The organism is Mesorhizobium sp. M8A.F.Ca.ET.057.01.1.1 (genome assembly GCF_003952565.1).
Lineage (GTDB): Bacteria > Pseudomonadota > Alphaproteobacteria > Rhizobiales > Rhizobiaceae > Mesorhizobium.
Genome location: NZ_CP034454.1, coordinates 568116 through 592065 on the forward strand (window position 1 = coordinate 568116; position 23950 = coordinate 592065).

Genomic DNA, 23950 nt, shown 5'->3' on the forward strand with positions numbered 1-23950 from the left:
GGCCATGCAGTCGCTCAGGAAATACCGGCGCATCACCGTCAAGATCGGCTCGGCGCTGCTCGTCGACCGCACGAGCGGCCTGAAGCGCGATTGGCTGGCCTCGCTCGCCGACGATATCGCCGTGCTTGCCAATGGCGGTGCCGAGATCCTCGTCGTGTCCTCGGGCGCCATCGCGCTTGGCCGTACCATTCTGGGCCTCGGCAAGCGGGCGCTGAAGCTTGAGGAAAGCCAGGCAGCGGCCGCCGTCGGCCAGATCGCGCTCGCCGGCGCCTGGTCGGACGCACTCGGCAAAGGTGCCCTGAAGTCGGGCCAGATCCTTTTGACCCTCGGCGACACCGAGGAACGCCGCCGCTACCTCAATGCACGCGCGACGATATCGACGCTGCTCAAGATGAAGGCGGTGCCGGTCATCAACGAGAACGACACGGTCGCCACCTCTGAAATCCGTTATGGCGATAATGACCGGCTGGCCGCGCGGGTGGCAACGATGATGGGCGCGGACCTTCTGGTGCTGCTGTCCGACATCGATGGGCTCTACACGGCGCCGCCGGCGCGCGACCCGCAAGCCAAATTCATTCCGTTGGTCGACCGTATCACGCCCGACATCGAGGCTATGGCGGGAGCCGCCGCGTCCGAACTGTCGCGCGGCGGCATGCGCACAAAACTCGATGCCGGCAAGATCGCCACCGCCGCCGGCACGGCAATGATCATCACCTCGGGGACCCGGCTCTCGCCGCTGATGGCGATCGAGCGCGGCGAGCGCGCCACCTTCTTCCGGCCAAGCAGCAATCCGGTGAAGGGTTACAAGACCTGGATCGCCGGCCAGCTCGAACCGGCCGGGCGGCTGACCGTCGATGCCGGCGCCATCGGCGCGCTCATTTCGGGCAAGTCGCTGCTGCCGGCCGGCGTGAAACTGGTCAGCGGCAATTTCTCGCGCGGCGATACGGTGGCGATCCTGTCGCCCGAGGGCCGTGAGATCGCGCGCGGGCTGGTTGCCTACGATGCCGCCGATGCCGTAAGGATCGCAGGCCTGAAGACGGCCGAGATCGAAACCGTGCTCGGTTACGAGGCGCGTTCGGCGATGATCCACCGCGACGATCTTGTGGTGAGTCACGCTGGAGGCGACATAAGCGGAGGATGAGCCATGCTGAAGCTGCATGAAAAATCCCGGGACGATACCGTGGCACTGATGGCCGAAATCGGCCGCCGTGCCCGCGCTGCCGCGCGACCGCTGGCCATCGCCACAACGGCCGCCAAGAATGCCGCGCTTGTCGCCATGGCGGACGCGATCCTCGCCCGGGAACAGGACATTCTCGACGCCAATGCCATCGACGTCTCGAATGGTGAGGAATCCGGGCTGTCGGCCTCCTTCATGGACCGACTTAGACTCAATCCGGCGCGCGTCCGCGCCATAGCGGACGGCATCCGCGAGATCGCCGCACTCAGCGATCCCGTTGGCGATGTCATCGCCGCGTGGGATCGCCCCAACGGCCTGCATATCGAGCGCGTGCGCACGCCGCTCGGTGTCGTCGGCGTCATCTATGAAAGCCGGCCGAACGTGACGGCGGATGCGGGCGCGCTCTGCCTCAAGGCCGGCAATCCGGTGATCTTGCGCGGCGGCTCGGATTCGCTCAATTCCTCCTCGGCGATCCACGCCTGCCTGGTCGAGGGGCTGAAGGCGGTCGGTCTGCCCGAGGATGCCATCCAGCTGGTGCCGACCACCGACCGCGCCGCGGTCGGCGAAATGCTCAAAGGGCTTGGCGGCAATCTCGACGTCATCATCCCGCGCGGCGGCAAAAGCCTGGTCGGGCGGGTGCAGAGCGAGGCGCGGGTGCCGGTCTTCGCCCATCTCGAAGGCATCTGCCATCTCTATGTCGACCGCTCCGCCGAGCTCGACATGGCGGTGCGGATCGCCGTCAACGCCAAGATGCGGCGCACCGGTGTCTGCGGCGCGGCCGAGACGCTGCTGGTCGACCGAGCCGTCGCCACGACCCATCTGGTGCCGATCCTCGACGCGCTGCGCGCCGCCGGCTGTGAAATCCATGCCGATGCCGAAGTGATGAAAGTCTTCTTCGACGCGAAGCCGGCGACCGATGCCGACTGGGTGACGGAATATCTCGACGCCATCATCGCGGTGAAGCTGGTCGACGGCATCAGTGGCGCGATCGACCACATCGAGACCTTTTCGTCGCATCACACCGAGGCGATCGTCGCCGAGGATGGCCAGGCGGTGGAACGGTTCTTCAACGAGATCGATTCGGCGATCCTGCTGCACAACGCCTCGACGCAGTTCGCCGATGGCGGCGAGTTCGGCATGGGCGCCGAGATCGGCATCGCCACCGGCAAGATGCATGCGCGCGGGCCGGTCGGCGTCGAGCAGCTGACCTCGTTCAAATACCGCGTACGCGGGTCGGGACAGGTGAGATCTTGAAGCTGTTCGTCGCCAGAGACTGAAGCGATGCTGGCTTCTTCCGAACCGGCGGTGCCCTCCAGCTATCTGAAGATGCCTCACGCCGAGAAGGGCCTCGCCGTGGGTCTGTTCGGCGGCTCGTTCAACCCGCCGCATGCCGGCCATGCGCTGGTTGCCGAAATCGCTTTGCGGCGCCTGGCACTCGATCAGTTGTGGTGGATGGTGACGCCGGGCAATCCGTTGAAGAGCACGCGCGAGCTGGCGCCGCTGGGCGAGCGCATCGCGTTTTCCGAGAAGATCGCCAAGAACCCGAAGATCAAGGTCACGGCCTTCGAGGCGGCACACAATGTGCGCTACACCGCGGACACGCTGGCTCTGGTCAAGGCGCGCAATCCCGGCGTCGACTTCGTCTGGATCATGGGCGCCGACTCGCTGCGCGATTTCCACCGATGGCAGCGCTGGCGCGAGATTGTGCTCACCTTTCCGATCGCGGTCATCGACCGTCCGGGCGCCACACTGTCGTTCCTGTCGTCGGTGGTTGCCAAGACCTTCGACTACGCCCGCATCGACGAGGGGGACGCGCCGCTGCTCGCCCGGATGAAGGCGCCGGCCTGGACCTTCATCCACGGTCCGCGCTCCTCGCTGTCTTCGAGCGCGATCCGCGAGATGGCGAAGGGCTGAGCGGCCGGTTCGGGTAGCGGATTCATCGGGCCAGCGATGTCGTTTTTGCAACGGCATCCGCCCCATCAATAGGCGATGCTGATCCGGCATGCTGGAAAAGACCCACCCCACGCTCGATCCCAAGCAGGGCGACACGCCCGCGCCGCTGATCGCGATTGCCAGCGTCATCGTATCGATGGCGCTGATTGCCATCGGCAATGGGCTGATGTTCGCCTACATCCCCGTGCGGCTCGGGGTGGAGGGGTTCGATCCGGTCTGGGCCGGGCTGATCGTCACCGGTCTGTCGGCCGGCGGCCTTGCCGGCTGCATCCTGACCGGGCCGCTGGTGCGCAGGGTCGGCCATGCACGCGCCTTCATGGTGCTGTCGGCGCTGATCGCGCTGTCGAATGCCGCTATCGGCGCCGGGCCGCACCCTCTGCTGTGGATCGTGGCTCGCGCGCTTTACGGCTTTGCCATATGCGGCCTGTTCATCGTCGCGCAGAGCTGGCTCAACGACGCGCTGCCGAACGCCATACGCGGCCGGCTGATGGCTGTGTTCTACGTCGCCTATATTGCCGGCCTTGGCGTCGGCTACGCAACGCTTGCCGTCGTCGACATCCACACGGCCGCGGCGTCGTTGATCGGCATCACCTTTACCGCCCTGTCGATCCTGCCTGTCGGCATGACGCGGCTTGCCCAGCCGCCGGCGCCGCAGGCGGCTTCGGTGGCGTTGCGCCAGGCCTGGCGGATCTCGCCGGTCGGCGTCGCCGGCATGCTGGCGGTCGGCGGGCTGTCGATGATCATTTCCGGCTTCGCGCCCATCCACGCCACAGCCAAGGGCTACAGCCAGGCCGATGTCGCGCTGCTGCTGTCGGCAATGCCGGTCGGCACGCTGATCCTGCAGATACCGCTCGGCTGGCTTTCGGACCGCACCGACCGGCGTTACGTGCTTGCCGGCGCCGCGGCGCTGGCGGCCGCAGCCAGCGTTTTTGCTATCGCCTTCGACGGCGGTGCGCTGATGGTCCTGTTGGTGATCTACCTGATCTGGGACGGGGCGGCGGAATCGATCTACGCGCTCTCCAGCGCGCATGCCGCCGACCGCGCCAGGAAGGATGAACTGCTCGCGCTGTCGAGCTCGATGCTGTTTGCCTGGTCGCTCGCCGGCTTCATCGTGCCGGGCATCGTCACGGCGCTTTCCGCTGTCTTCGGCACGGCAACCTTCATCTATGTCGGCATCGTCATCGCCTCGGTATTCTGCCTGTTCGTGCTGTGGCGGGTGATCGCGGCGCGGCCCGTTCCGGCGGGCGCCACGGGCAGTTTCGCGCCGATGTCGGCGCAAGCACCGTTGCCGGTGGAACTCGCCTTCTCGCCGTACGAAGAGGTCCGCCACAGGGGCGGCTGATTATTGTTTGCGGACCTCGGGTGGCGGCGCTTCCGGGGGTGGCAGCGGGATGGAGATGCCTTCGCTGTCGAAGGCCTGCTTGGCGCGTTTCGTCATGTCGATCTGGGTGGCGAAATAGTCCGCCGCCGCGGTCCAGTAGCGCAAGGTGAGCGAAACGGTCGTATCGCCGAGTGCGGCCACGAAGGCGATCGGCGCCGGTTCGCGGCGGATGCGCTTCTCGGCGCCGGCAATGGCAAGCAATGTCTTCTGCGCCCCATCTATGTCGTTCCAGGAGCCGATGCTGAGCGTGATATCGGTGCGGCGCACGCCGTTGCGGGTGAAATTGCGTACCGGCTGGTTCCACAGCGTCGAATTGGGGGCCAGTATGTAGACGCCGTCGGCGGTCCTGAGCTTCGTGGCGAAGAGGCCGATTTCCTCGACCGAACCGGCAATGGCGCCGACCTCGACGGATTCGCCGATGCGGAACGGCCGCAGCGCGAGCAGCATGATGCCGGCCGCGATGTTCTGCAGCGTGCCTTGCAGGGCGAGACCGATGGCCAGGCCTATGGCGCCGATCGCGGCGATGATCGATGCGGTCTGCACGCCGAACTGGCCGAGCACCATGATGACGACAAGGATCAGGATGGCGTAGCGCACGATCTTGGAAAAGAAATGCCGCAGCGTCGCGTCGAACCCGTGGATGTGGCCGAGGCCAGCCGAGATCGAGCGCTCGGCAAGGTTGGCAACGATGTAGCCGACCACCAGCAGGATGACGGCGCCGATGGCCGAGAAGGAATAGGAGACGATCAGCGTACTGAGCTGAGCGAGGCCGGCCTGGACGGTGAGAAGGGTGTTTTGCGGGTCGATCGGCATGGCGGGATTCCGGTTGGTCGGTCAGCCGATAACCGCTGCCGGACGCCTGGGTTCCGATGTTTTTGCGTCTCGCGCGGAACGATATGCCAGTCGGCAAGTTCGCTTCAGTTGGGGCTCCGTCTTGAAACTGCAACGGAACTCTGCCTATCTAAGTGGTGTCACCTGCTTTCAGGGGTGATTTGGTTGTTCTTGCTGCGAAAGGAAATACACTGAGAACAGCACTGCGGAAGAAGGCCGATATCATGCCTTCGCCGGCCAGGATCAGCGTAGACGACGCCGTGTCCCGTGCCATCAAGACAGTCCTTGCCAGTCTGGAAGACTCCAAGGCCGAAAACATTGTCTCAATCGACATTCAGGGGAAATCGAGCCTCGGCGACTACATGGTCGTCGCGTCGGGCCGATCGCACCGTCATGTCTCGGCTGTCGCCGACCATCTCCTCAAGGCGCTCAAGGATGCCGGCCTCGGCACGGCGCGCGTCGAGGGGCTGTCAGGCGCCGACTGGGTCCTGATCGATTCTGGCGATATCATCGTCCATGTCTTCCGTCCCGAAGTCCGCGAATTCTACAATCTTGAAAAGATGTGGCAGGCGCCGGATCTCGAGGAAGAGACCCTCCACTAAGCCGATTTTGTCTGATGCATGTCGTTGCCCTAAACCCGGTTCCCACTTGGGCGACATGCATTAGCGGCTCATAGAGGCGAGGATGAAGATTTCAGTTCATGCCGTGGGCCGAATGAAAGCCGGCCCCGAGCGGGAGTTGGCCGACCGCTATTTCGAGCGCTTCGCCAAGAGCGGGCCCGCGGTGGGGCTCGAATTCGCCGGGATCACCGAGATCGCCGAGGGCCGCGCGCAGAGCGCCACCGAGCGCCAGCGCGACGAAGGCTCGCGCCTGCAGGCGCAGCTGCAGCCAGGCACTGCCCTCATCCTGCTCGACGAGCGAGGCAAGAGCCTGTCCTCCCAGGATTTCGCCAGCCGTATCGGACAGTTGCGCGATGGTGGACGCAAGGCGCTGGTGCTCGCCATAGGCGGCGCCGACGGCCACGATCCGCCGCTGCGTGACCAGGCCGATCTGGTAATGTCGTTCGGGGCGCTCACCTGGCCGCATCAGCTGGTGCGCGTGATGCTGGGCGAACAACTCTACAGGGTGGCGACCATCCTGTCGGGCCATCCCTACCACAGGTCCTGAAAGCCGGGTCGCACCGAATTTAGCCCTAATGCCGCGTAAAATTCATTCCAGGGGCTGCCTTTGCTTTACAGGGCGTTTTTGCGAACCCTTTGGGCGACGGCGCTAACATGGTTGATGATTCGTTAACGAAGCCGCGGATAGAATCGATCGCGAATGTCTGAAGGCTATAAATCGACGACGGGCTCATCCACCGGGGGCTCCTGGCGCGCGCGCTGCGGCATCGCGGCGGCGGCGGTGCTTCTGTCGCTCCATGCGGTGCGGGCCGAAAACACGCTCGACATGGCGCCCGATCCAGACCAGAGCCGCGCCGAATACGAGCAGGTTTCCAAGGAAATAACGCTGTCGTCGGAACGGCTGGCCAAGCTCGCCGCCGATATCGCCGCGGTCAAGAAGGACCACGCCTCGATCACCGCCGCGCTGATCCAGTCGGCGATGACCGAACAGAAGCTCGGCCAGGACATCGAGGACATCGGCGCCAAGCTGGAGGGGCTGAAGGGCCAGCAACAGAAGATACGCGCTTCACTGGCGGCGCGCCGCGACGTGCTGGCCGAAGTGCTGGGCGCGCTGCAGCGCATGGGGCTCAATCCGCCGCCGGCGATCCTGGTCAAGCCGGAGGACGCGCTGTCGTCGGTGCGCAGCGCCATCCTGCTCGGCGCCGTGGTGCCGGAACTGCGCCAGCAGACCGATGCGCTGCTGGCCGATCTCAAGGAACAGACCCGGGTGACGGCTTCGATCGAGGCCGAACGGGCGCGGCTGACGGCCGCGGTCGGCGACCAGGCGGCGGAGAAGAGACGTCTTGGCATGCTGCTCGAAGCCAAGCAGAAGCTCGAGGCCGACACAAAGGCGCAGATGGCGGCCGAACGGCAGCGTTCCGAGCAACTGGCGGCCAAGGCCAGCAGCCTGAAGGATCTGATCGCCTCGCTCGAAGCGCAGGCGGACAAGAACCGCAAGGCCGCGGATGCCGCGAAGGCAGCCGCCGCCGGCCAGGCCAGCGGCACCGAGCCCGGAGGCGACCAGACGGCATCGCTGCCGGTTCCCGAGGGCAACCGGTTGGCGGCGGCGGCGCCTTTCTCGGCGCTGCAGGGACAGATCGCCCTGCCGGTCACAGGCCGCATCAAACGCCGGTTCGGTGCCGACGACGGTAACGGCGCCTTGATGCTTGGGGACATGGTTGCGACACAATCGGGAGCCATCGTTACCGCACCGGCGGATGGGAATGTGCTTTATGCGGGGCCGTTTCGCTCCTATGGTCAACTCTTGATCCTCAATGCCGGCGACGGTTATCATGTCGTCTTGGCTGGGATGAGCAGAATCAGCGTCGCGACTGGCCAGTCAGTGCTCGCAGGAGAGCCGGTCGGCGCGATGGGAGAAGCCCGGGTGGCAAGCACCTCGGTTTCGAAGAATGGAAATGCCACGCCGGAACTCTATGTCGAGTTCCGCAAGGATGGAAAACCCGTCGATCCGGCCCCATGGTGGGCGGACCGTTTTTCTGGAAGGACGTGAAATGATGCGGAAACTGTCGCTTCTGTTTGCCGGTGCGCTGATGGGCGCGTCCGCCATGAGCCTTGTCTATGGCGCACCCGGCTCGGCGGCGAATGCTGCGGGGTCGGAGACCTACAAGCAACTGGCGATCTTCGGCGACATCTTCGAGCGGGTGCGGGCGCAGTATGTGACCCCGCCCGACGACAAGTCGCTGGTCGAGAACGCCATCAACGGCATGCTTTCCTCGCTCGATCCTCACTCCTCCTACATGAACGCCGAACAGGCGCAGGACATGCGCGTGCAGACCAAGGGCGAATTTGGCGGCCTCGGCATCGAGGTCACCATGGAGAACGACCTGGTCAAGGTGATCACGCCGATCGACGACACGCCGGCTGCCAAGGCGGGCGTGCTGGCCGGCGACTATATTGCGAAAATCGACGGTGAAGAGGTTCGCGGCCTGACGCTCAACGACGCGGTCGACAAGATGCGCGGCCTGGTCAATACGCCGATCAAGCTGACCATCCTGCGCCAGGGCGCCGACAAGCCGATCGAACTGACGGTCGTGCGTGACATCATCAAGGTCAAGGCGGTCAAGTTCCGGGTCGAGAACGACATCGGCTACATGAAGATCACCTCCTTCACCGAAAAGACCTATGACGACCTCGAGAACGCCATCGACACCATCAAGAAGCAGGTGCCGGACGACAAGCTGAAGGGCTATGTGCTTGACCTGCGCCTCAACCCGGGCGGCCTGCTCGACCAGGCGGTGAGCGTGTCGGATGCCTTCCTCAAGCGCGGCGAGATCGTCTCGACGCGCGGCCGCGATCCCAAGGACGTCACCCGCTTCGACGCCAAGCCGAAGCCGACCGACGACATCAACGGCAAGCCGATGATCGTGCTCGTCAATGGCGGCTCGGCCAGCGCTTCGGAAATCGTCGCGGGCGCGCTGCAGGATCTGCGCCGCGTCACGGTGGTCGGCACGCAGTCCTTCGGCAAGGGCTCGGTGCAGACCATCATTCCGCTCGGCGAGAATGGCGCGCTCAGGCTGACGACGGCGCTCTATTACACGCCGTCGGGCAAGTCGATCCAGGGCAAGGGCATCACGCCCGACATCAAGGTCGACCAGCCGTTGCCGCCGGAACTGCAGGGCAGGGACCTGACGCGTGGCGAGTCCGATCTCAAGGGTCATATCAAGGGCGCCGACGAGAGCAAGACCGGCTCGGGCTCCGCAGCCTATGTGCCGCCGGATCCGAAGGACGACCTGCAGCTCATCTATGCCGAGCAGCTGCTGCGTGGCCAGAAGACCGATCCGGCCTTCCCGCCCAATCCGGAAAAGGCCGTGCTCAACCAGTAAGGCCGGCAACCGGTCTGGCCGGTTGAACGAAGCAATGCGATGCTGCCGGGACCGAAAGGTTCCGGCAGTTTGATTCGGGGGGCAGGACCAGGCCTCCAGGGACGGCGCCAAGGGGGGCGCCAGGATTGACGAATTCGTGCATGTCTTCCCGAAGGAGGTCGCCTTCGGACCGTGCACCGGGGACAGGGCTTGGCTGATATCGGCAAGGACATCGAACGCCCGCTTGGACAGACGGTCCGGGCGCCGCGTGCCGCCAGCAAGATCAGCGTAGGCGTGATCGCGGCAAGCGCGGTCGTGCTGGCCGTGGTCGGCGTCTCGGCCGCGATCGCGCTCCGGGAAAAGCCGTTTCGAAAACCACAGGAAGTTGCCGTTTCGACGCCGAAAGTGACCGCGGCGGCCGAGCCCACCGCGCCGCCTCCCGCATTGGCTCCGGCAGCGACGCCAAAGGTGGAGACGCCGGCGAAGGACTTGTCGACCAAGAGCGGCGGTCCGCAGATCATCCATGTGCAGACGGAAGAAGGCGATGGCCCTCCCAAAGCCGCAATCGTCATTCGCGATCCGTCGACAGTCGGCCAGAACCTCAAGATCGCGCATATTCCCGACAGGGCGCTGATCGAAACCAGTGAAACCGGGCCTTTGCCGATGCGCTCCGCCGATGGCCGGCGACCGTTCGACGTCTATGCGCGACCATGGTCCGGCACGCGTGGCGCACGTGTTGCAATCGTCATTGGCGGGCTCGCTGTTTCACAGACCGGCACCCAGGCGGCGATCGCCAAGCTGCCGGCGGAAGTGACGCTGGCCTTCGCGCCGCAGGGCAACAGCATCGGCCGCTGGATGCAGGCCGCGCGGCAGAGCGGCCATGAGATCGTCATGCAGGTGCCGCTCGAACCGTTCGACTATCCCAACGTCAACCCGGGCCGCAACACGCTGACGGTGGCGGCGACCCTCGACGAGAATCTGAGGAATCTGCACTGGGCGCTGTCGCGGACGACGAACTATACCGGCGTCATGAACTATATGGGCGCGCGTTTTTCCTCCGACGCGGCGGCGATGCAGCCGTTCATGGCCGAGCTCGGCAAAAGGGGCCTCGCCTATATCGACGACGGCTCGTCGGCGCGCAGCCTGGCTCCGGACATGGCGTTGAAGGATGGCGTGCCCTTCGTCGCCGGCGACACGGCGATCGACGCGGTTCAGGATCGCGGCGCCATCCTGAAGAAGCTCGACAGTCTCGAAGCGACCGCGCGTGCCAAGGGTACCGCCGTCGGTATCGGCTCGGCTTTCGACCTGACGGTCGACACCGTCACCTCCTGGATTGCTGAAGCGAAGAAGCGCGGCATAGAGATCGTGCCGGTTTCAGCGGTGGCCGTCGATCCGCAAAAAGGCTAACAGCCGTCTTGATAATTCGACTCCGACGGGCATCTGGCGCCGCTTTCCGCGCTTCTGGTACTCGCGTACTTTAAGTACGCTCCGCTCCGGTTCTCGAACCACTCGCCACCTCCCTCACCGGGAGCGAAATTCTCAAAACGGCTGGAGCCTCACTTATGGCCAAAAAAGTCGACCGCGAAACGCTGCCCTATCGGCCCTGTGTCGGGCTGATGATCCTCAATGGCGATGGCCTGGTCTGGGTCGGGCATCGCATTGCCGAACCCGACAGCGAATTCGCCGGCACGACGCAGCTCTGGCAGATGCCGCAGGGCGGCATCGACAAGGGCGAGGAGCCGCTGCAGGCGGCGGAGCGGGAGCTCTATGAGGAGACCGGCATGCGCAGCGTTTCGCTGCTGGCCGAAGCGCCGGACTGGATCAACTACGATCTGCCGGACCATCTCGTCGGCATCGCCTTCAAGGGCAGGTATCGCGGCCAGACGCAGAAATGGTTCGCATACCGCTTCCACGGCGATGCCAGCGAAATCCAGATCAACCCGCCGCCGGGCGGCCACACCGCTGAATTCGACAAATGGTCGTGGCGGCCGATGCAGGATCTTCCCGACCTGATCGTGCCGTTCAAGCGCAAGGTCTATGAAGATGTGGTGGCGGCGTTCCGGCACCTGGTGCCGTAGCCGGTTCGAAGGACCTTGGTTGCCGTGCCGGCGCGTCGGTCTTATTGATGTTAATCCGCTACAAGGAGGGTCGCCATGAACGACACCCCCGCAAGGTCGCTGCCCCATGACGTCGCCGCCGTAAGCCAAGCGGCTGCCGGGGCGATCTTGACCATCGATCTCGGTGCGATCCGCGAAAACTACCGACGGCTGAAGGCAAGGCTGGGCGGCGCACGCTGTGCCGGCGTGGTCAAAGCCAACGGCTACGGTCTCGGCGCGAGCCAAGTGGCATCGGCGCTAATGAAGGAAGGCTGCGGCGTCTTCTTCGTCGCACTGCTGGCCGAAGGCATCGCGCTGCGCAAGGCGATCGGAGCCGGACCTGAGATCTACGTGCTGAACGGACTGCCGCCGGGCTCCGAGCCGGAGGCGGTCGCGTCCGATCTGAGCGCGGTCGTCAACAGTGGCGCGCAGCTGAAGGCCTGGCGCGCGGCGGCGCATCGCGTTGGCCGAAAACTTCCAGCCGCCATCCAGGTCGACAGCGGCATGTCACGGCTTGGCATGGCGCCAGCCGAAGTCGAGGCGATAGCCGGTGATGCCGCCGCCTTCGACGGCATCGCCGTCAGATATGTGATGAGCCATCTGGCATGCGCGGACGAGCCGCGCCATCCCGCCAATGAACAGCAGCGGCTGGCCTTCGAGCGGTTGCGCGCTATGCTGCCCGAGGCACCGGCCTCGCTCGCCAACTCCTCCGGCATCTTTCTCGGGCCGTCCTACCATTATGATCTGGCCCGCCCTGGTGCCGCGGTCTACGGCATCAATCCGACGCCTGCCGAACCCAATCCGATGCAGCCCGTCGTGCGGTTGCAGGCCAAGGTGGCGCAGACGCGCAGTGTCGAACAGGGCACCGGCATCGGCTATGGCCACACCTATCACGCGGAAGCGCCGCTCAGCCTGGCGACGATCTCGTTCGGCTATGCGGATGGCTGGCTGCGCCGGTCCGCGTCGGCCGCCTGGTTCGAGGGAGCGCGTCTGCCCTTCCTCGGACGCGTGTCGATGGATTCGATCATTCTCGACATTTCCGCCCTGCCGCCCGGCAAGCTTCGCGAAGGGGATCTCGTCGAACTGCTCGGCCCTTCGCAAAGCGTCGACGACGCCGCCGGCCATGCCGGCACCATCGGTTACGAAATCCTGGCCAGCCTCGGCGCGCGTTTCCACCGGCGCTATGTCGGCGGTTGAGCGGTTTGGCCGCGCTTGACAAGCGGACGCCTGTCGGCAAGGTTCGGCGCATGAGCAACCTCGCTTATATCAGAACCTTGTTCAGGGTCTGCCCGATCGCGGGATCGTAGCCCCGGCGCGGCCGCCTTTCGGCGTTCGTCCGTCCCGGGGCGTCCATACATCCATCCATCGCCATCAAGCCGCACCGCTCTCCGCGGCTGCCGGCTTTCATCAGGCCGCCATCAACGCGGCGGCAAGCGCGCATCCGTTCGATGCGCCGATCCATGAGGTTTGCCATGCAACATGCAACGGGACTGCATCCATCCGCCCAGATTCTAATCAGCGACATCGACCGTGACAGATTGGCCGGCCTGGCCCGGACCGTACTCGACCGCGCGCCCGAGACGGCCGAAGAGCTGCTCGCGGAATTGGACCGGGCGGTGATTACGGAAGCGGCGGCAATTCCGGCCGGCGTCGTGCGAATGGGGTCGACAGTCACGGTTCGCGGTGAAGGCGGTGATATCAGGCGCATCACGCTGGTCTATCCAGGCGACGCCGACATTGCCGAAAACCGGATCTCGGTGCTGACGCCGATGGGAACGGCGCTTGTCGGCGTCAGCACCGGACAGGTGGTGTGCTGGAGCGGCCGTGGCGGCCGCAAACTGTCGGCAACCGTGGAGGCCGTCGATACGCCCGCCGGCGGCGGCGAGCACTGATCGTGGAGGCGATAATGAAAAACGGAAGCTGCCGCCTGACGACGAAGGATTTCGCCGTCCTGGAAGTGATGCTCGAGCGCCGGCGGGCATTCGCGGATCCGATGGTCGCGATGATCGAAGAGAAGCTTTCCAATGCCGGCGTCGTGCCCATCGAGTCGGTCGAACCCGATATCGTGACGCTGAACAGCCGGGTGGTGTTTTGCGTCGATGCCGGTGCGGCCGAGACGCGCACCCTGGTGCAGAACGACGTGCGCGGACCGGTTGGCTCCAGCCTGTCAGTGGCAACCAGGCGCGGCCTGTGCATGCTTGGCATGGCGCAAGGCCAGACGGCATCGCTCGAACACTCCGACGGCAGGCGCGAATCGATCCGGATCAAGGCGGTGCTCTACCAGCCGGAAGCCGAGCGGCGGGCGGCCCGGGAAAGAGCTTCCGCTGGCGGATCGCGGCCACACGGGCTGACCCTCGTCTACAGCGACGACACCTTTATCCGGCCTCTTGGCGAGACGGCAAGAATGCGGCAGACAGGGAAAGACGACGATCCCGGTCCGTCGGCGGCGTGAAAAAGGCCACGGCGCATGGTTGCGAAGATCGGAAGCGATTGTCGCCGGCGGTCGTGCGCAAATCGCAGATGTGGCCGTGTCCTTCGGCATGAAGGACACGGCGTAAGGAGTGAATGATGAAGATCATGGTGCTGGGCAGTGGCGTCATCGGGGTGACCACGGCCTACTATCTCGCCGAGGCCGGCCATGAGGTGACGGTGATCGACCGCCAGAAAGGCCCGGCGCTGGAGACCAGCTTTGCCAATGCCGGCGAGATTTCGCCCGGCTATGCCTCGCCCTGGGCCGGCCCCGGCATTCCCCTCAAGGCGATCAAGTGGCTCCTGATGAAGCACGGCCCGCTGGTGGTGCGGCCGGCCTTCGACCCGCATATGTGGACATGGCTGGTCAAGATGCTGCGCAATTGCACCGCCGAGCGCTACGCCATCAACAAAGCGCGCATGGTGCCGCTGGCGGAATACAGCCGCGATACGCTGAAGGCGCTGCGCGAAGCGACCGGCATTGCCTATGACGAGCGGACCCAGGGCACGCTGCAGCTGTTTCGCACGCAAAAGCAGCTCGACGGCACTGCAGGCGATGTCGAGGTGCTGAAGAAATATGGCGTGCCCTACGAGGTCCTCGATCCCGACGGTTGTATCGCGGCCGAGCCGGCGCTCGCAGGGGTGCGCGGGAAGTTCGTCGGAGGCCTGAGACTGCCGCATGACGAGACCGGCGACTGCAAGATGTTCACCGACAAATTGACGGAACTCTGCGTGGCGCGCGGCGTGAAGTTCGAGTACGACACCACGATATACCGCGTCATCCGCAGCCGTAACCGCATCTCCAACCTCAGCACCAGCAAGGGTTTCAAGGCCTCCGACGCCTATGTGATGGCGCTGGGCAGTTACTCGGCGGGCTTCATGCGCCGCATGAAGCGGTCGATCCCGGTTTATCCGGTCAAGGGCTACTCGATCACGGTGCCGATCAAGGACGCCGCCGCCGCACCGGTGTCGACCGTGATGGACGAGACCTACAAGGTCGCGATCACCCGGCTTGGCGACCGCATCCGCGTCGGCGGTACGGCCGAGATTTCCGGCTTCGATCTCAGGCTGCACGAATCTCGGCGCCGCACCCTGGAACACTCGGTCGGCGATCTCTTTCCGGGCGCCGGCGCCATGCGCGAGGCGACGTTCTGGTGCGGGCTGCGGCCGATGACGCCGGATGGACCGCCGCTGATCGGCCGCACCGAACTGTCCAACCTCTATCTCAACACCGGCCATGGAACGCTGGGCTGGACCATGGCCTGCGGCTCGGCCAAGGTGCTGGCCGACATCATCTCGAATCGGGTACCCGACATCGACGTGCGTGCCCTGGCGCAGGAGCGTTATCTTAAATAGCGGCGGGCGCGCGTCTCGCCGACGCGCTTTGCTTTGATGCATGTCGTTGCCCCATTACCGGGGCCACTTTTGCATCAAAATGCTTGCCTGACCCAGGCCTCGTCGAACAGCAGCCGGTAGGCCCACGGGATCGTCACGTTGGTGGAAACCGGGTTCGAGTGGGCGAGATAGTCGTCATAGACCGGCTTCATCCTGACGTAGAAGGCGGGGTCGAGCACCATCATGCCGTTCTCCGAATCGTGGAAGAAGCTGCGGTTGTTGAGGTTGACCGAGGAGATGGCTATCAGCCTTTCATCGATCATCATGATCTTGGAATGCAGCACCACATCAGGTGCCTTGAATTCGCGGATGTCGATGCGGTCGCCATATTTCTCGACGAACAGCTTGTTGAGCGCGGTGAGGAACCTGCCGCCGATATCGCCCTTGAGGTCGATGCGGCCGACAATGTCGATCTTGACGCCGCGGGCGAGCGCCCGATCGAAGGCCTGGGCGAGGCTCGGCGTCAGATTGAGGTAAGGGTTGACGATCTGGATATGGTGCTGCGCGGCGTCGATCAGCTCGACGAAATAGGCCTCCAGCGCGTGGTCGTCCTCATAGGGCACCGAAATGAAATGCCGGGCATTGCCAGATGGCAGGCCATCTCCGTGGACCGGGATGGAGAAGGGGCGCGCCAGGTTTGTGTCGGCGTCGCGCAGCCATATTGTCGACAGATGCGCGGCGAGCGTCTCGACCGTCGCCCTGTCGGCGAACTCGATGTCGAAGTCGCTCCAGTTCGAATAGTAGTTCAGCGAAAAGCCGTCGGTCTTGCCGTATTGCTGGAGGTCCGGATAGCGCGACAGGTCGATCGGCTGATGGAACAGGAAGCCGTCATGGATGTTGCGGCCGCCGATGATGACGCGCGAACGCGCGGGGTCCTGCGCCAACGTCGCCAGCATCTTGATATGATGGGTCTTGTGCAGCTGTGAAATCTGCTCGTCGATCGGCGCGCCATGATGCGCCCGCCAGCGATATTCCTGCAGCTCGACATTGGGGAATTCGGCCGCCAGGCGGTGCAGCATGGCGTCGTCCTTGTCACGCTCCAGCACGTCGGTGACCATGATGCGCACCTTGGTGCCAAGCGCCGCATGATGGCGGATCAGCCGTTCGATGATGCGCCCGGAAAAGTCGGCCTTGAATTCCAGCGACGAGAGATAGATCAGCTTCAGCCTTGGCGCCTTCGAGAAATCGAGCGGCAATTCCGGATCGCCCTTGTCGATGGCGGCATCGGACAGCGGCGCGCCCATCAGGGCCTCGACCTTGGCGTTGAAGCCGTCGCGCGATTTGCGCAGCAGCGTAGGCTCCCCGATCGGCATGGCGCAGGTCTGCGACAGCCACCGGCCGGCATAGAAGGCACGCTCGAGGGCGTCGAGGCCGGCGCCGTCGGGGACCGGGCAGCGCTGGTAGCGGCTGTCCAAACTGGCGAGCGCCGGATCACTGGTCTCTTCGCGCCGGATGGTGAGCGGCGCGCCGGTGGGCGCGAGGCTGGAACGGATCCTTGCCGTGCACCGGCCCAGGCCATCGGCCGGAAACAGGCTGACCGTGCCGTCCTCGCCCGACAGGCGAAAACGGAATGCCGCGCCAGCGGCAATGGTGCGTGAGGCTCCGGCGGCGCGGATCGCCAATGCGCCGTCGCAACTGCCTTCGATATCGGCCGGCTCCTTGCCGGCCTGGCGCACGACGATCTCGGTGCTGCGTGCCTGCAAGCCGGAGAAATCGAAGGTCTTGGAAGCCGAGGGCCGCGCCGCCGCGTCGATGTAGAGCGTCTGCCGCGACACCCGCCAGCGGGCGTCGAAATGGCCGTCGCCGCCACCCCCACTGGCCGGGGGCAGATGTGCGTTGGCGACCGGTCCGGCCAGTTGCCGTAGCGTCGAATATGTCGCCTGGAAATCGCGGTTCTGGACATCGCGGCGGTCGCGCCCGAAGGGGCCGGTGCCGTTGGCTCGGTCCATGGCGCCGAGCTCGTTGTTGGCGAGCAGCGCCAGGAACCGTTTTTCGTAGTCGCTGGCGCCGGCATTGGCGAAGAACAGCGCCGCCGCGACCTGTCGCCCGGGCGTGCTGGCCGACAGCGAGGGCCGCGCGCAAGCTTCCTGTCCCGCCAGGAGGTCGCAGGCATTGCCGCCCGCACCGGCACAACCGGCAAGGGCAGCCAGCCCGAACAGGGCGAGGACGATGGCCGTGCGGCTATTCACCCGGTGGCTCCCGCCTTCATGGCGCTCAACTGCGCCGGGTCGCGCGGCGGCATGAAACCTTGCGGAAAAACCTTGCAGACGGGGATGGCGAAGGTGGCGATCAGCAATTCGGCCTTGCTGCGGATCTTGCGCGGCGCCGTCTTGTCGTCGCGGATTGCCCTCGCCGAGGCGACGAGGGCGCCGTCGCAGTCGCAATGGTTGTGGCGGGCGATGTAGCAGGCGTCATGGGTTCGGCAAACGGCGTCGACGCGGTCGACCGGCCGGGCCGACAGATCGCCGGTGCGGGTGCCGGGACCGCAGTAATTGCCGATGACGAAAGGCGAGGGGCGCGCCATGGCGTCGCGGATCGGCCTGGGCAATTCGGCTTCCGGTACCTTTGTCCATGGATTGGCGCATGCGGAGACAAGAAGCAGCGGCAGGATGGCAAGAACGGCTCGCATGTCTATCCGCGCCAGCTTTCTGAAAGATTTCCCCACCGGCGCCCGCCTTACGTGGCCGAGGGCCGCACGCCTGATGCCACACTGGCTGGTTTTGTGGCAAGGAAAAGGCGGCGTGTGGGGACTTGGCCGTGTTTGTGCCGTGACGGCGCGTCTAGAGCGGTTCAGCGTTTGATAGAATCGCCGACCCGCTCTAACTCTTTGTTTTCACGCAATTCCGGACGGAAAACCGTCACACACTTTTCCTGGAATTGCTCTAAAGGAAGAGTCCCCGCTCGCGCTCCACCGCCTTGGTGATAAAGCTGGCGACGATCTGGACGCGGCGCAGTGGCCTCACCGATTCATGGTAGACCAGCCAGTAGGCGCGGCGGATAGGCTTGACCACGTCGACGGCCACCAGCTCCGGCATCGAGCGGGCGACGAAAGTGTGCAGGATGCCGATGCCGGCGCCGGAACGCACGGCTTCGGCCTGGCCGAGCGCCGAGGAGATGGCGAAGCTGGTGCGCCAGTCCGCGCTGAATTCGGCCGCGTAGTCGAGCGACGGGCTGACGATGAGGTCCGGCACGTAGCCGATGAGAGTGTGCTGGCCCAGTTCCGTGGCGCTCTTGGGCAGGCCATTGGCTTCGGCGTAGGCGCGCGACGCGAACAGGCCGAGCGAATAGTCGACCAGCTTTCCGGCAACCAGCCGCCCTTCGGTCGGCCGCTCGACGGTAATCGCGATATCGGCCTCGCGCCGCGACAGCGAAAAGGAGCGCGGCACCGGCACGAGCTGGATGGTGAGTTCGCGGTGAAGGGCGGTGAGTTCGCCCAGCCGCTTGGCCAGGAAGGCGACACCGAAGCCGTCGGGTGCGCCGATGCGCACGGTTCCGGACACGTCATCGCCTTCGCCCGATATGGTCGAGCGGGCGGCGATCATGTCGCCTTCCATGCGTTCGGCGATGTCGAGGAAGCGCTCGCCTGCCGGCGTCAGTTCGCTGCCGGTGGTCAGCCGGCGAAAGAGTTTTGTCCTCAGGGCCTCTTCCAGGGCCGCGATGCGGCGCGAAACGGTGGCATGGTTGAGTTCCAGCCGCCGCGCGGCGCCAAGGATCTGGCCGGCGCGCGCCACGGCGAGAAAGATGCGGACGTCATCCCAGTTCATGGGCGTGGTCCGGCAGGGACAGAGGGGGCGCGAGGGAACTCAACTTAACGATTCCAGTGATGACAACTCACCGTACCATTTGCGACAATTGATGCACAGGCATCCGCCGCTATCTATTTTCCGCACAACGGTTGCGTTCTCCCTCGCGTTGCCTTCGCCACCACAAAGGCGGACAATGCGCCATCACAAACAAGGGAGAGAAATCATGATCGACTACGGTCATTTCATCGGCGGCAAGCGTGTCGCCGGCACCAGCGGCCGCAAGCAGGACGTCATGCAGCCGATGGACGGCTCGGTGCGCGGCACTGTGGCGCTGGCCTCGCAGGCGGAACTGCGCGCGGCGGTCGAAAATGCCAAGGCCGCGCAGCCCGCATGGGCGGCCACCAATCCGCAGCGCCGCGTGCGCGTGCTGATGAAATTCCTCGAACTGGTCGCCCGCGACTATGACGAACTGGCCGACATCCTGGCGCGCGAACATGGCAAGACCATCGCCGACGCCAAGGGCGACATCCAGCGCGGCCTCGAAGTGGTCGAAGTCTGCATCGGCGCTCCGCACATGATGAAGGGCGAATTCACCGACGGCGCCGGCCCCGGCATCGACGTCTATTCGATGCGCCAGCCGCTCGGCGTGGTCGCCGGCATCACGCCGTTCAATTTCCCGGCGATGATCCCGCTTTGGAAGATCGCGCCGGCGATCGCTTGCGGCAACGCCTTCATTCTGAAGCCTTCGGAGCGTGATCCGGGCGTGCCGATGCGCATTGCCGAACTGTTCATCGAGGCCGGCCTGCCGGCCGGCATCCTCAACGTCGTCAACGGCGACAAGGATGTCGTCGACGCCATCCTCGACGATCCCGACATCAAGGCCATCGGCTTTGTCGGCTCGACGCCGATCGCCCACTACATCTATTCGCGCGGCACGGCGGCCGGCAAACGCGTGCAGTGCTTCGGCGGCGCCAAGAACCACATGATCATCATGCCCGACGCCGATATGGACCAGACCGTCGACGCGCTGATCGGCGCCGGCTACGGTTCGGCCGGCGAGCGCTGCATGGCGATCTCGGTGGCCGTGCCGGTCGGCAACGACACCGCCAACCGGCTGATGGAGAAGCTGATCCCTCGCGTAGAGAGCCTGAAGGTCGGTCCGTCGACGGATTCGGCCGCCGATTTCGGCCCGCTGGTCACCGCCCAGGCGCTTGAGCGCGTCAAGGGTTATGTCGACACCGGCGTCAAGGAAGGCGCCAAGCTGGTCGTCGACGGCCGCGGCTTCAAGATGCAGGGCTACGAGGACGGCTACTATATGGGCGGCTGCCTGTTCGACAACGTGACCGCGGACATGCGCATCTACAAGGAAGAGATCTTTGGACCGGTGCTCTCGGTTGTGCGTGCGCCGCGTTATGAGGATGCGATCAAGCTCGCCAACGACCACGAGATGGGCAATGGCGTCGCCATCTTCACCCGCGACGGCGATGCTGCCCGCGACTTCGCCAGCCGTGTCCAGGTTGGCATGGTCGGCGTCAACGTGCCGATCCCGGTGCCGATCGCCTACTACACGTTCGGCGGCTGGAAGGCGTCTTCCTTCGGCGACCTCAACCAGCACGGCCCGGACGCCTTCCGCTTCTATACCAAGACCAAGACGGTGACCTCGCGCTGGCCGTCCGGCATCAAGGACGGTGCCGAGTTCGTCATCCCGACGATGAACTAAGCCGGACGGTTTCTTGGCTGCGCGTCCTCGCCTTCGGCTGCGGGCGCGCGGGCCGGCATCAAGGACGGTGCCGAGTTCGTCATCCCGACGATGAACTAAGCCGGACGGTTTCTTGGCTGCGCGTCCTCGCCTTCGGCTGCGGGCGCGCGGGCCGGCATCAAGGACGGTGCCGAGTTCGTCATCCCGACGATGAACTAAGCCGAACGGTTTCTTGCTTGCGCGTCCTCGCCTTCGGCTGCGGGCGTGCTGGCCGGCATCGAGGACGGTGCCGAGTTCGTCATTCCGACGATGAATTGGCTAAATCCACAGATCGCACGAAAGGCCCGGGGCTATGCTCCGGGCCTTTCGATTCCGGCGCGGCACCATCTGCCAAAACGCTAATGTGATGGAACCAAGCAGCTGGGGCCAGCTTTAGCCTGTATTCCTGCCAAGGTGCAGGCCAATCCAAACAGCGCCGGTGTCAACCGGGGTTCTCGTCTGGCGCAAGGAGGTGTCAGATGAAACGGTATTTTATCGCAACGATATTCTGCACGGGGATGGTAATGTCCTTTGTCGTGCAGGCTGAGGCAGCCGGGCAATGCGGCGCGCGCGCCGACATCGTCAGGGCGCTCGGTGAGAAGTTCCGTGAGAGCGAAGCCGGGCGTGGCCTCATCAATCCCGGCGTGGTCCTGGAGGTCTTTGTTTCCGAGCAAGGCAGTTGGACCGTCCTGGCCTCCGATACCAAAGGCCAGAGCTGTGTCCTGTCCGTCGGCGAGGGCTGGGATAGCCCGACGATCAGGGCCACGCTGCCGGGCGCCTGAGCGGACGCGGCGCGTAGCGGTCATCCTGCCGGGGCCATTCACCAGCGCCGGCCGGCTGGCGACTGGGCGGGTGGCCTCCTCGCCGCCATCCAACAGGGTTTCGTGAGGCCTGACGCCGATGACGACCAAGCCCACGAAACGGTGCTTTTTTTTCAGATCGGGGCTTCACCATATCGAATCCAGGGAATGCGATAGAATTCCCAGACGACAGACCGGAAACCAGAAGGAGTGACGTGATGAAGACGTCGGACCCGGCCTGGAACGCTCCGGCACGTTGAGGCTCCGTGGGTGCCTCCCTTTGCCGGAACGTGAAGGCGAAGGAGGTGCCAGATGGCACGGATATTTTCGTTTCGATGGATCAGCTTAGCTGCGATCGACGCTGCGCTGGCGCTGTCGACCCTGTCCGCGCAGGCGCAGTTCGTCTGCGGCGGCCATAGTGACCTTGTCGCGGCACTGGCTAAGGCCTTTCAACAGAAGCAGATCGGCTACGGTGTGGTCAGCCGGGCCGCCATTGTCGAAATCTATGTTTCGGCAAGTGGAACCTGGACCATGCTGGTAACCGACGTGCAGGGCCGAAGCTGCATCTTCGCGACCGGTGAGGGATGGGAAAATACAGCCATCGCCGCCGCGCAAGGGATCTGATCGCCCGTTCAGCGTGTTGCAGCCACCTCGGCATGGCCGCGCAGCAGCGCCATCAGTTTCTTGGCGTCCTTGGCGGCGCCTTCCTCGTCGCCATCCAGGATCGACCGGATCAACGCGACATGGTGCTCGGCGGATTCCGCCAGCCCGGTGTCCGCCTTGTAGCGGAACCAGAAGCGGCGGCTGTGGGTCTGCAACGGGGCGGCCAGCCTCGCGGCGAACGGGTTGTCGGCAGCGAGCGCCAGCGCTTCGTCGAGCGCCTTGTCGGCCTGGATGAAGGCAAGCACATTGCCCGAGATGACCGCCTTCTGCATGGCGAGTGCGGCCTCGTGAAACAGGTCGGCGGCCTCGCGGGTGACGAAGCGTGCGGCCGATCGTGCGAGCACCACTTCGACGCCGCGCCTTGCGTCGAGCACGCGCAGCCAGTCGCCGGGATGCAGCGGTGCGATCGCGATGCCGGCACGCGGCCTGACATCGAGCAGCCCCTCCCAGGCCAGCCGCTGGATCGCCTCGCGCACCGGCGTGCGACCGAGCGCCAGCCGCTCGATCAAGGAGCCTTCGGTGACAAAACTCGCCGGGGCCAGTTCGAGCGTCACGATCATGTGTTCGAGGACGCGATAAGCCTTGGTTGCCGCGGGCTCCGACACGGTGGTTGCTTCCATGGATATCAAAGGCGGTCTCCTGATATATCTAAAATATATCATAACAGATTCCGCATTGACAGCGGCTTTCCTAACAGATATACGGCTGATATATCAGATGGAGAGATAGCCATGTGGACCGGAGTTTTCCCCGCCGTCACGACCAAATTCACCGCCGACGACGGGCTCGATCATGCCGAGATGGAGCGCTGCTTCAACCTGCAGATGGAGGCCGGCTGCGACGGCATCATCGTCTGCGGCTCGCTCGGCGAAGGCCCGATGCTGTCGCCTGACGAGAAGATCGAGGTGCTGAAGACCGCGCAGAAGGTGGCCGGCAAGAAGCCGGTGCTGCTGACGGTCAACGAGGCCGGCACCCGCGAGGCCGCCAGCATCGCCAGGCGCGCCGCCAAGGAAGGCGCCAACGGCCTGATGGTCGTGCCGAGCCCGATCTATCATACCAACGCGGAAGAGACCGTGGCGGCGCTGCGCGCCGTGGCCGAGGCCGGCGACCTGCCGGTCATGATCTATTCCAACCGGCTCGCCTACCGCGTCGATGTCACCGTCGACCAGATGGAGGAGCTTGCGTCGGACAAGCGTTTCGTCGCCATCAAGGAATCCTCCGACGACATCCGCCGCTCGACCGAGATCATCAACCGCCTCGGCAGCCGCTACGACCTGTTCACCGGCGTCGACAACCTCGCCTTCGAGGCGCTGTCGGTGGGCGCCATCGGCTGGGTGGCTGGCCTGGTCACCGCCTTCCCGCGCGAGACCGTCGCCATCTACCAGTTGATGAAGCAGGGACGCCGCGAAGAGGCGCTCGCCATCTACCGCTGGTTCCGGCCGCTGCTCGACCTCGATGTCTCGACCTATCTGGTGCAGAACATCAAGCTTGCCGAAGTGTTCGCCATCAACACCAATGACCGCGTGCGTATGCCGCGCATGCCGCTGTCGGGCGAACGCCGCAAAGCGGTCGAGAAGATCGTCAAAGATGCGCTCGCGGTGCGGCCGACGCTGCCGCAGTTCTGAATTGGCGATGGCGCAGGCCCCCTCATCCGGCCGTTTCGCGGCCATCTTCTCCCCAAGGGGAGAAGAGTTCGCCAGCGTTGGCGTCAGCCTCTTC

General features: G+C 64.9%; 24 protein-coding genes. 18 read left to right on the top strand and 6 right to left on the bottom strand.

The genetic code is table 11. The annotated features are described in order from the left end of the window. Positions 1 to 4: 4 nt before the first annotated feature. The 4 genes from proB (at position 5) to EJ077_RS02465 (ending at position 4472) form a co-directional block, all read left to right on the top strand. Complete coding sequence (gene proB, locus EJ077_RS02450) at positions 5 to 1141, top strand: glutamate 5-kinase (protein WP_208699351.1); 1137 nt, start codon at positions 5 to 7, stop codon at positions 1139 to 1141. A gap of 3 nt (positions 1142 to 1144) precedes the next feature. Next, positions 1145 to 2431, top strand: coding sequence for a glutamate-5-semialdehyde dehydrogenase (locus tag EJ077_RS02455; RefSeq protein WP_208699353.1), 1287 nt, complete (start codon positions 1145 to 1147; stop codon positions 2429 to 2431). 27 nt (positions 2432 to 2458) lie between these two features. Next, positions 2459 to 3091, top strand: coding sequence for a nicotinate-nucleotide adenylyltransferase (locus tag EJ077_RS02460; RefSeq protein ID WP_245458619.1), 633 nt, complete (start codon positions 2459 to 2461; stop codon positions 3089 to 3091). A gap of 88 nt (positions 3092 to 3179) precedes the next feature. Then, positions 3180 to 4472: an MFS transporter gene (locus EJ077_RS02465; RefSeq protein ID WP_208699355.1), complete on the top strand. Its 1293-nt coding sequence runs from the start codon at positions 3180 to 3182 to the stop codon at positions 4470 to 4472. Here EJ077_RS02465 and EJ077_RS02470 read toward each other — a convergent pair whose 3' ends face one another. Then, positions 4473 to 5324, bottom strand: a complete 852-nt coding sequence (locus EJ077_RS02470; protein ID WP_135917109.1) for a mechanosensitive ion channel family protein — start codon at positions 5322 to 5324, stop codon at positions 4473 to 4475. 242 nt (positions 5325 to 5566) lie between these two features. On the opposite strand from EJ077_RS02470, the gene rsfS reads away from it, so the two are divergent. The 7 genes from rsfS to alr all read left to right on the top strand — a co-directional run bounded on the left by rsfS (position 5567) and on the right by alr (position 12617). Further along, entirely contained in the window at positions 5567 to 5944 is a 378-nt protein-coding gene (gene rsfS, locus EJ077_RS02475) for a ribosome silencing factor (RefSeq protein ID WP_023777607.1), read from the top strand. A gap of 82 nt (positions 5945 to 6026) precedes the next feature. Further along, entirely contained in the window at positions 6027 to 6509 is a 483-nt protein-coding gene (gene rlmH, locus EJ077_RS02480; protein ID WP_208699357.1) for a 23S rRNA (pseudouridine(1915)-N(3))-methyltransferase RlmH, read from the top strand. 153 nt (positions 6510 to 6662) lie between these two features. Further along, complete coding sequence (locus EJ077_RS02485; protein WP_208699359.1) at positions 6663 to 8012, top strand: murein hydrolase activator EnvC family protein; 1350 nt, start codon at positions 6663 to 6665, stop codon at positions 8010 to 8012. 1 nt (position 8013) lies between these two features. Next, entirely contained in the window at positions 8014 to 9345 is a 1332-nt protein-coding gene (locus tag EJ077_RS02490; RefSeq protein WP_208699360.1) for a S41 family peptidase, read from the top strand. A gap of 189 nt (positions 9346 to 9534) precedes the next feature. Next, positions 9535 to 10731, top strand: coding sequence for a divergent polysaccharide deacetylase family protein (locus EJ077_RS02495; RefSeq protein ID WP_208699362.1), 1197 nt, complete (start codon positions 9535 to 9537; stop codon positions 10729 to 10731). A 155-nt stretch (positions 10732 to 10886) separates the two neighbouring features. Further along, the gene (locus EJ077_RS02500) at positions 10887 to 11402 is read left to right on the top strand and encodes an RNA pyrophosphohydrolase (RefSeq protein ID WP_208699364.1); all 516 of its coding nucleotides are present in this window, start codon (positions 10887 to 10889) and stop codon (positions 11400 to 11402) included. Positions 11403 to 11477: 75 nt separating this feature from the next. Continuing rightward, on the top strand, positions 11478 to 12617 hold the full coding sequence (gene alr, locus EJ077_RS02505) for an alanine racemase (RefSeq protein WP_208699366.1): 1140 nt from the start codon (positions 11478 to 11480) through the stop codon (positions 12615 to 12617). 64 nt (positions 12618 to 12681) lie between these two features. Here alr and EJ077_RS02510 read toward each other — a convergent pair whose 3' ends face one another. Continuing rightward, positions 12682 to 12882, bottom strand: coding sequence for a hypothetical protein (locus EJ077_RS02510; RefSeq protein ID WP_208699368.1), 201 nt, complete (start codon positions 12880 to 12882; stop codon positions 12682 to 12684). Positions 12883 to 12892: 10 nt separating this feature from the next. Between EJ077_RS02510 and rnk the strand changes: the two genes are divergently transcribed. The 3 genes from rnk (at position 12893) to EJ077_RS02525 (ending at position 15245) form a co-directional block, all read left to right on the top strand. Then, positions 12893 to 13312 carry a nucleoside diphosphate kinase regulator gene (gene rnk, locus EJ077_RS02515; RefSeq protein ID WP_208699370.1) on the top strand — a complete coding sequence of 140 codons (420 nt, stop codon included), beginning with the start codon at positions 12893 to 12895 and terminating at the stop codon, positions 13310 to 13312. A 14-nt stretch (positions 13313 to 13326) separates the two neighbouring features. Further along, positions 13327 to 13872 (top strand): nucleoside-diphosphate kinase, encoded by a 546-nt coding sequence (locus EJ077_RS02520; protein WP_208699372.1) that lies wholly within the window; start codon positions 13327 to 13329, stop codon positions 13870 to 13872. A gap of 116 nt (positions 13873 to 13988) precedes the next feature. Beyond that, a complete protein-coding gene (locus EJ077_RS02525) occupies positions 13989 to 15245 on the top strand; it encodes a D-amino acid dehydrogenase (RefSeq protein ID WP_208702890.1) in 1257 nt (418 codons plus the stop codon). Positions 15246 to 15319: 74 nt separating this feature from the next. Here EJ077_RS02525 and EJ077_RS02530 read toward each other — a convergent pair whose 3' ends face one another. The 3 genes from EJ077_RS02530 to EJ077_RS02540 all read right to left on the bottom strand — a co-directional run bounded on the left by EJ077_RS02530 (position 15320) and on the right by EJ077_RS02540 (position 19048). Then, on the bottom strand, positions 15320 to 17473 hold the full coding sequence (locus tag EJ077_RS02530; RefSeq protein ID WP_208699374.1) for a phospholipase D-like domain-containing protein: 2154 nt from the start codon (positions 17471 to 17473) through the stop codon (positions 15320 to 15322). Next, complete coding sequence (locus tag EJ077_RS02535; protein WP_208699376.1) at positions 17470 to 17913, bottom strand: hypothetical protein; 444 nt, start codon at positions 17911 to 17913, stop codon at positions 17470 to 17472. The genes EJ077_RS02530 and EJ077_RS02535 overlap by 4 nt, the downstream gene beginning before the upstream one ends. A gap of 253 nt (positions 17914 to 18166) precedes the next feature. Then, positions 18167 to 19048, bottom strand: coding sequence for a LysR family transcriptional regulator (locus EJ077_RS02540; protein ID WP_208699378.1), 882 nt, complete (start codon positions 19046 to 19048; stop codon positions 18167 to 18169). A 205-nt stretch (positions 19049 to 19253) separates the two neighbouring features. On the opposite strand from EJ077_RS02540, the gene EJ077_RS02545 reads away from it, so the two are divergent. The 3 genes from EJ077_RS02545 (at position 19254) to EJ077_RS02555 (ending at position 22192) form a co-directional block, all read left to right on the top strand. After that, positions 19254 to 20750 carry a CoA-acylating methylmalonate-semialdehyde dehydrogenase gene (locus tag EJ077_RS02545; protein ID WP_127872153.1) on the top strand — a complete coding sequence of 499 codons (1497 nt, stop codon included), beginning with the start codon at positions 19254 to 19256 and terminating at the stop codon, positions 20748 to 20750. 497 nt (positions 20751 to 21247) lie between these two features. Continuing rightward, positions 21248 to 21550, top strand: coding sequence for a hypothetical protein (locus EJ077_RS02550; protein WP_208699380.1), 303 nt, complete (start codon positions 21248 to 21250; stop codon positions 21548 to 21550). A gap of 330 nt (positions 21551 to 21880) precedes the next feature. Further along, entirely contained in the window at positions 21881 to 22192 is a 312-nt protein-coding gene (locus EJ077_RS02555; protein ID WP_208699382.1) for a hypothetical protein, read from the top strand. Positions 22193 to 22200: 8 nt separating this feature from the next. On the opposite strand, the gene EJ077_RS02560 is transcribed toward EJ077_RS02555, so the two are convergent. After that, positions 22201 to 22893 (bottom strand): GntR family transcriptional regulator, encoded by a 693-nt coding sequence (locus EJ077_RS02560; RefSeq protein ID WP_208699384.1) that lies wholly within the window; start codon positions 22891 to 22893, stop codon positions 22201 to 22203. Between the two features lie 69 nt (positions 22894 to 22962). On the opposite strand from EJ077_RS02560, the gene EJ077_RS02565 reads away from it, so the two are divergent. After that, positions 22963 to 23856, top strand: a complete 894-nt coding sequence (locus tag EJ077_RS02565) for a dihydrodipicolinate synthase family protein (protein WP_208699386.1) — start codon at positions 22963 to 22965, stop codon at positions 23854 to 23856. The last annotated feature ends 94 nt before the right edge of the window (positions 23857 to 23950 follow it).

Excerpts from the sequence above, each read along its gene's own strand:
- proB (WP_208699351.1), top strand. The coding sequence starts at position 5 with ATGCAGTCGCTCAGGAAATACCGGCGCATCACCGTCAAGATCGGCTCG.
- EJ077_RS02455 (WP_208699353.1), top strand. The coding sequence starts at position 1,145 with ATGCTGAAGCTGCATGAAAAATCCCGGGACGATACCGTGGCACTGATG.
- EJ077_RS02460 (WP_245458619.1), top strand. The coding sequence starts at position 2,459 with ATGCTGGCTTCTTCCGAACCGGCGGTGCCCTCCAGCTATCTGAAGATG.
- EJ077_RS02465 (WP_208699355.1), top strand. The coding sequence starts at position 3,180 with ATGCTGGAAAAGACCCACCCCACGCTCGATCCCAAGCAGGGCGACACG.
- EJ077_RS02470 (WP_135917109.1), bottom strand. The coding sequence starts at position 5,324 with ATGCCGATCGACCCGCAAAACACCCTTCTCACCGTCCAGGCCGGCCTC.
- rsfS (WP_023777607.1), top strand. The coding sequence starts at position 5,567 with ATGCCTTCGCCGGCCAGGATCAGCGTAGACGACGCCGTGTCCCGTGCC.
- rlmH (WP_208699357.1), top strand. The coding sequence starts at position 6,027 with ATGAAGATTTCAGTTCATGCCGTGGGCCGAATGAAAGCCGGCCCCGAG.
- EJ077_RS02485 (WP_208699359.1), top strand. The coding sequence starts at position 6,663 with ATGTCTGAAGGCTATAAATCGACGACGGGCTCATCCACCGGGGGCTCC.
- EJ077_RS02490 (WP_208699360.1), top strand. The coding sequence starts at position 8,014 with ATGATGCGGAAACTGTCGCTTCTGTTTGCCGGTGCGCTGATGGGCGCG.
- EJ077_RS02500 (WP_208699364.1), top strand. The coding sequence starts at position 10,887 with ATGGCCAAAAAAGTCGACCGCGAAACGCTGCCCTATCGGCCCTGTGTC.
- alr (WP_208699366.1), top strand. The coding sequence starts at position 11,478 with ATGAACGACACCCCCGCAAGGTCGCTGCCCCATGACGTCGCCGCCGTA.
- EJ077_RS02510 (WP_208699368.1), bottom strand. The coding sequence starts at position 12,882 with ATGGATCGGCGCATCGAACGGATGCGCGCTTGCCGCCGCGTTGATGGC.
- rnk (WP_208699370.1), top strand. The coding sequence starts at position 12,893 with ATGCAACATGCAACGGGACTGCATCCATCCGCCCAGATTCTAATCAGC.
- EJ077_RS02520 (WP_208699372.1), top strand. The coding sequence starts at position 13,327 with ATGAAAAACGGAAGCTGCCGCCTGACGACGAAGGATTTCGCCGTCCTG.
- EJ077_RS02525 (WP_208702890.1), top strand. The coding sequence starts at position 13,989 with ATGAAGATCATGGTGCTGGGCAGTGGCGTCATCGGGGTGACCACGGCC.
- EJ077_RS02535 (WP_208699376.1), bottom strand. The coding sequence starts at position 17,913 with ATGCGAGCCGTTCTTGCCATCCTGCCGCTGCTTCTTGTCTCCGCATGC.
- EJ077_RS02540 (WP_208699378.1), bottom strand. The coding sequence starts at position 19,048 with ATGAACTGGGATGACGTCCGCATCTTTCTCGCCGTGGCGCGCGCCGGC.
- EJ077_RS02545 (WP_127872153.1), top strand. The coding sequence starts at position 19,254 with ATGATCGACTACGGTCATTTCATCGGCGGCAAGCGTGTCGCCGGCACC.
- EJ077_RS02550 (WP_208699380.1), top strand. The coding sequence starts at position 21,248 with ATGAAACGGTATTTTATCGCAACGATATTCTGCACGGGGATGGTAATG.
- EJ077_RS02555 (WP_208699382.1), top strand. The coding sequence starts at position 21,881 with ATGGCACGGATATTTTCGTTTCGATGGATCAGCTTAGCTGCGATCGAC.
- EJ077_RS02560 (WP_208699384.1), bottom strand. The coding sequence starts at position 22,893 with ATGATATATTTTAGATATATCAGGAGACCGCCTTTGATATCCATGGAA.
- EJ077_RS02565 (WP_208699386.1), top strand. The coding sequence starts at position 22,963 with ATGTGGACCGGAGTTTTCCCCGCCGTCACGACCAAATTCACCGCCGAC.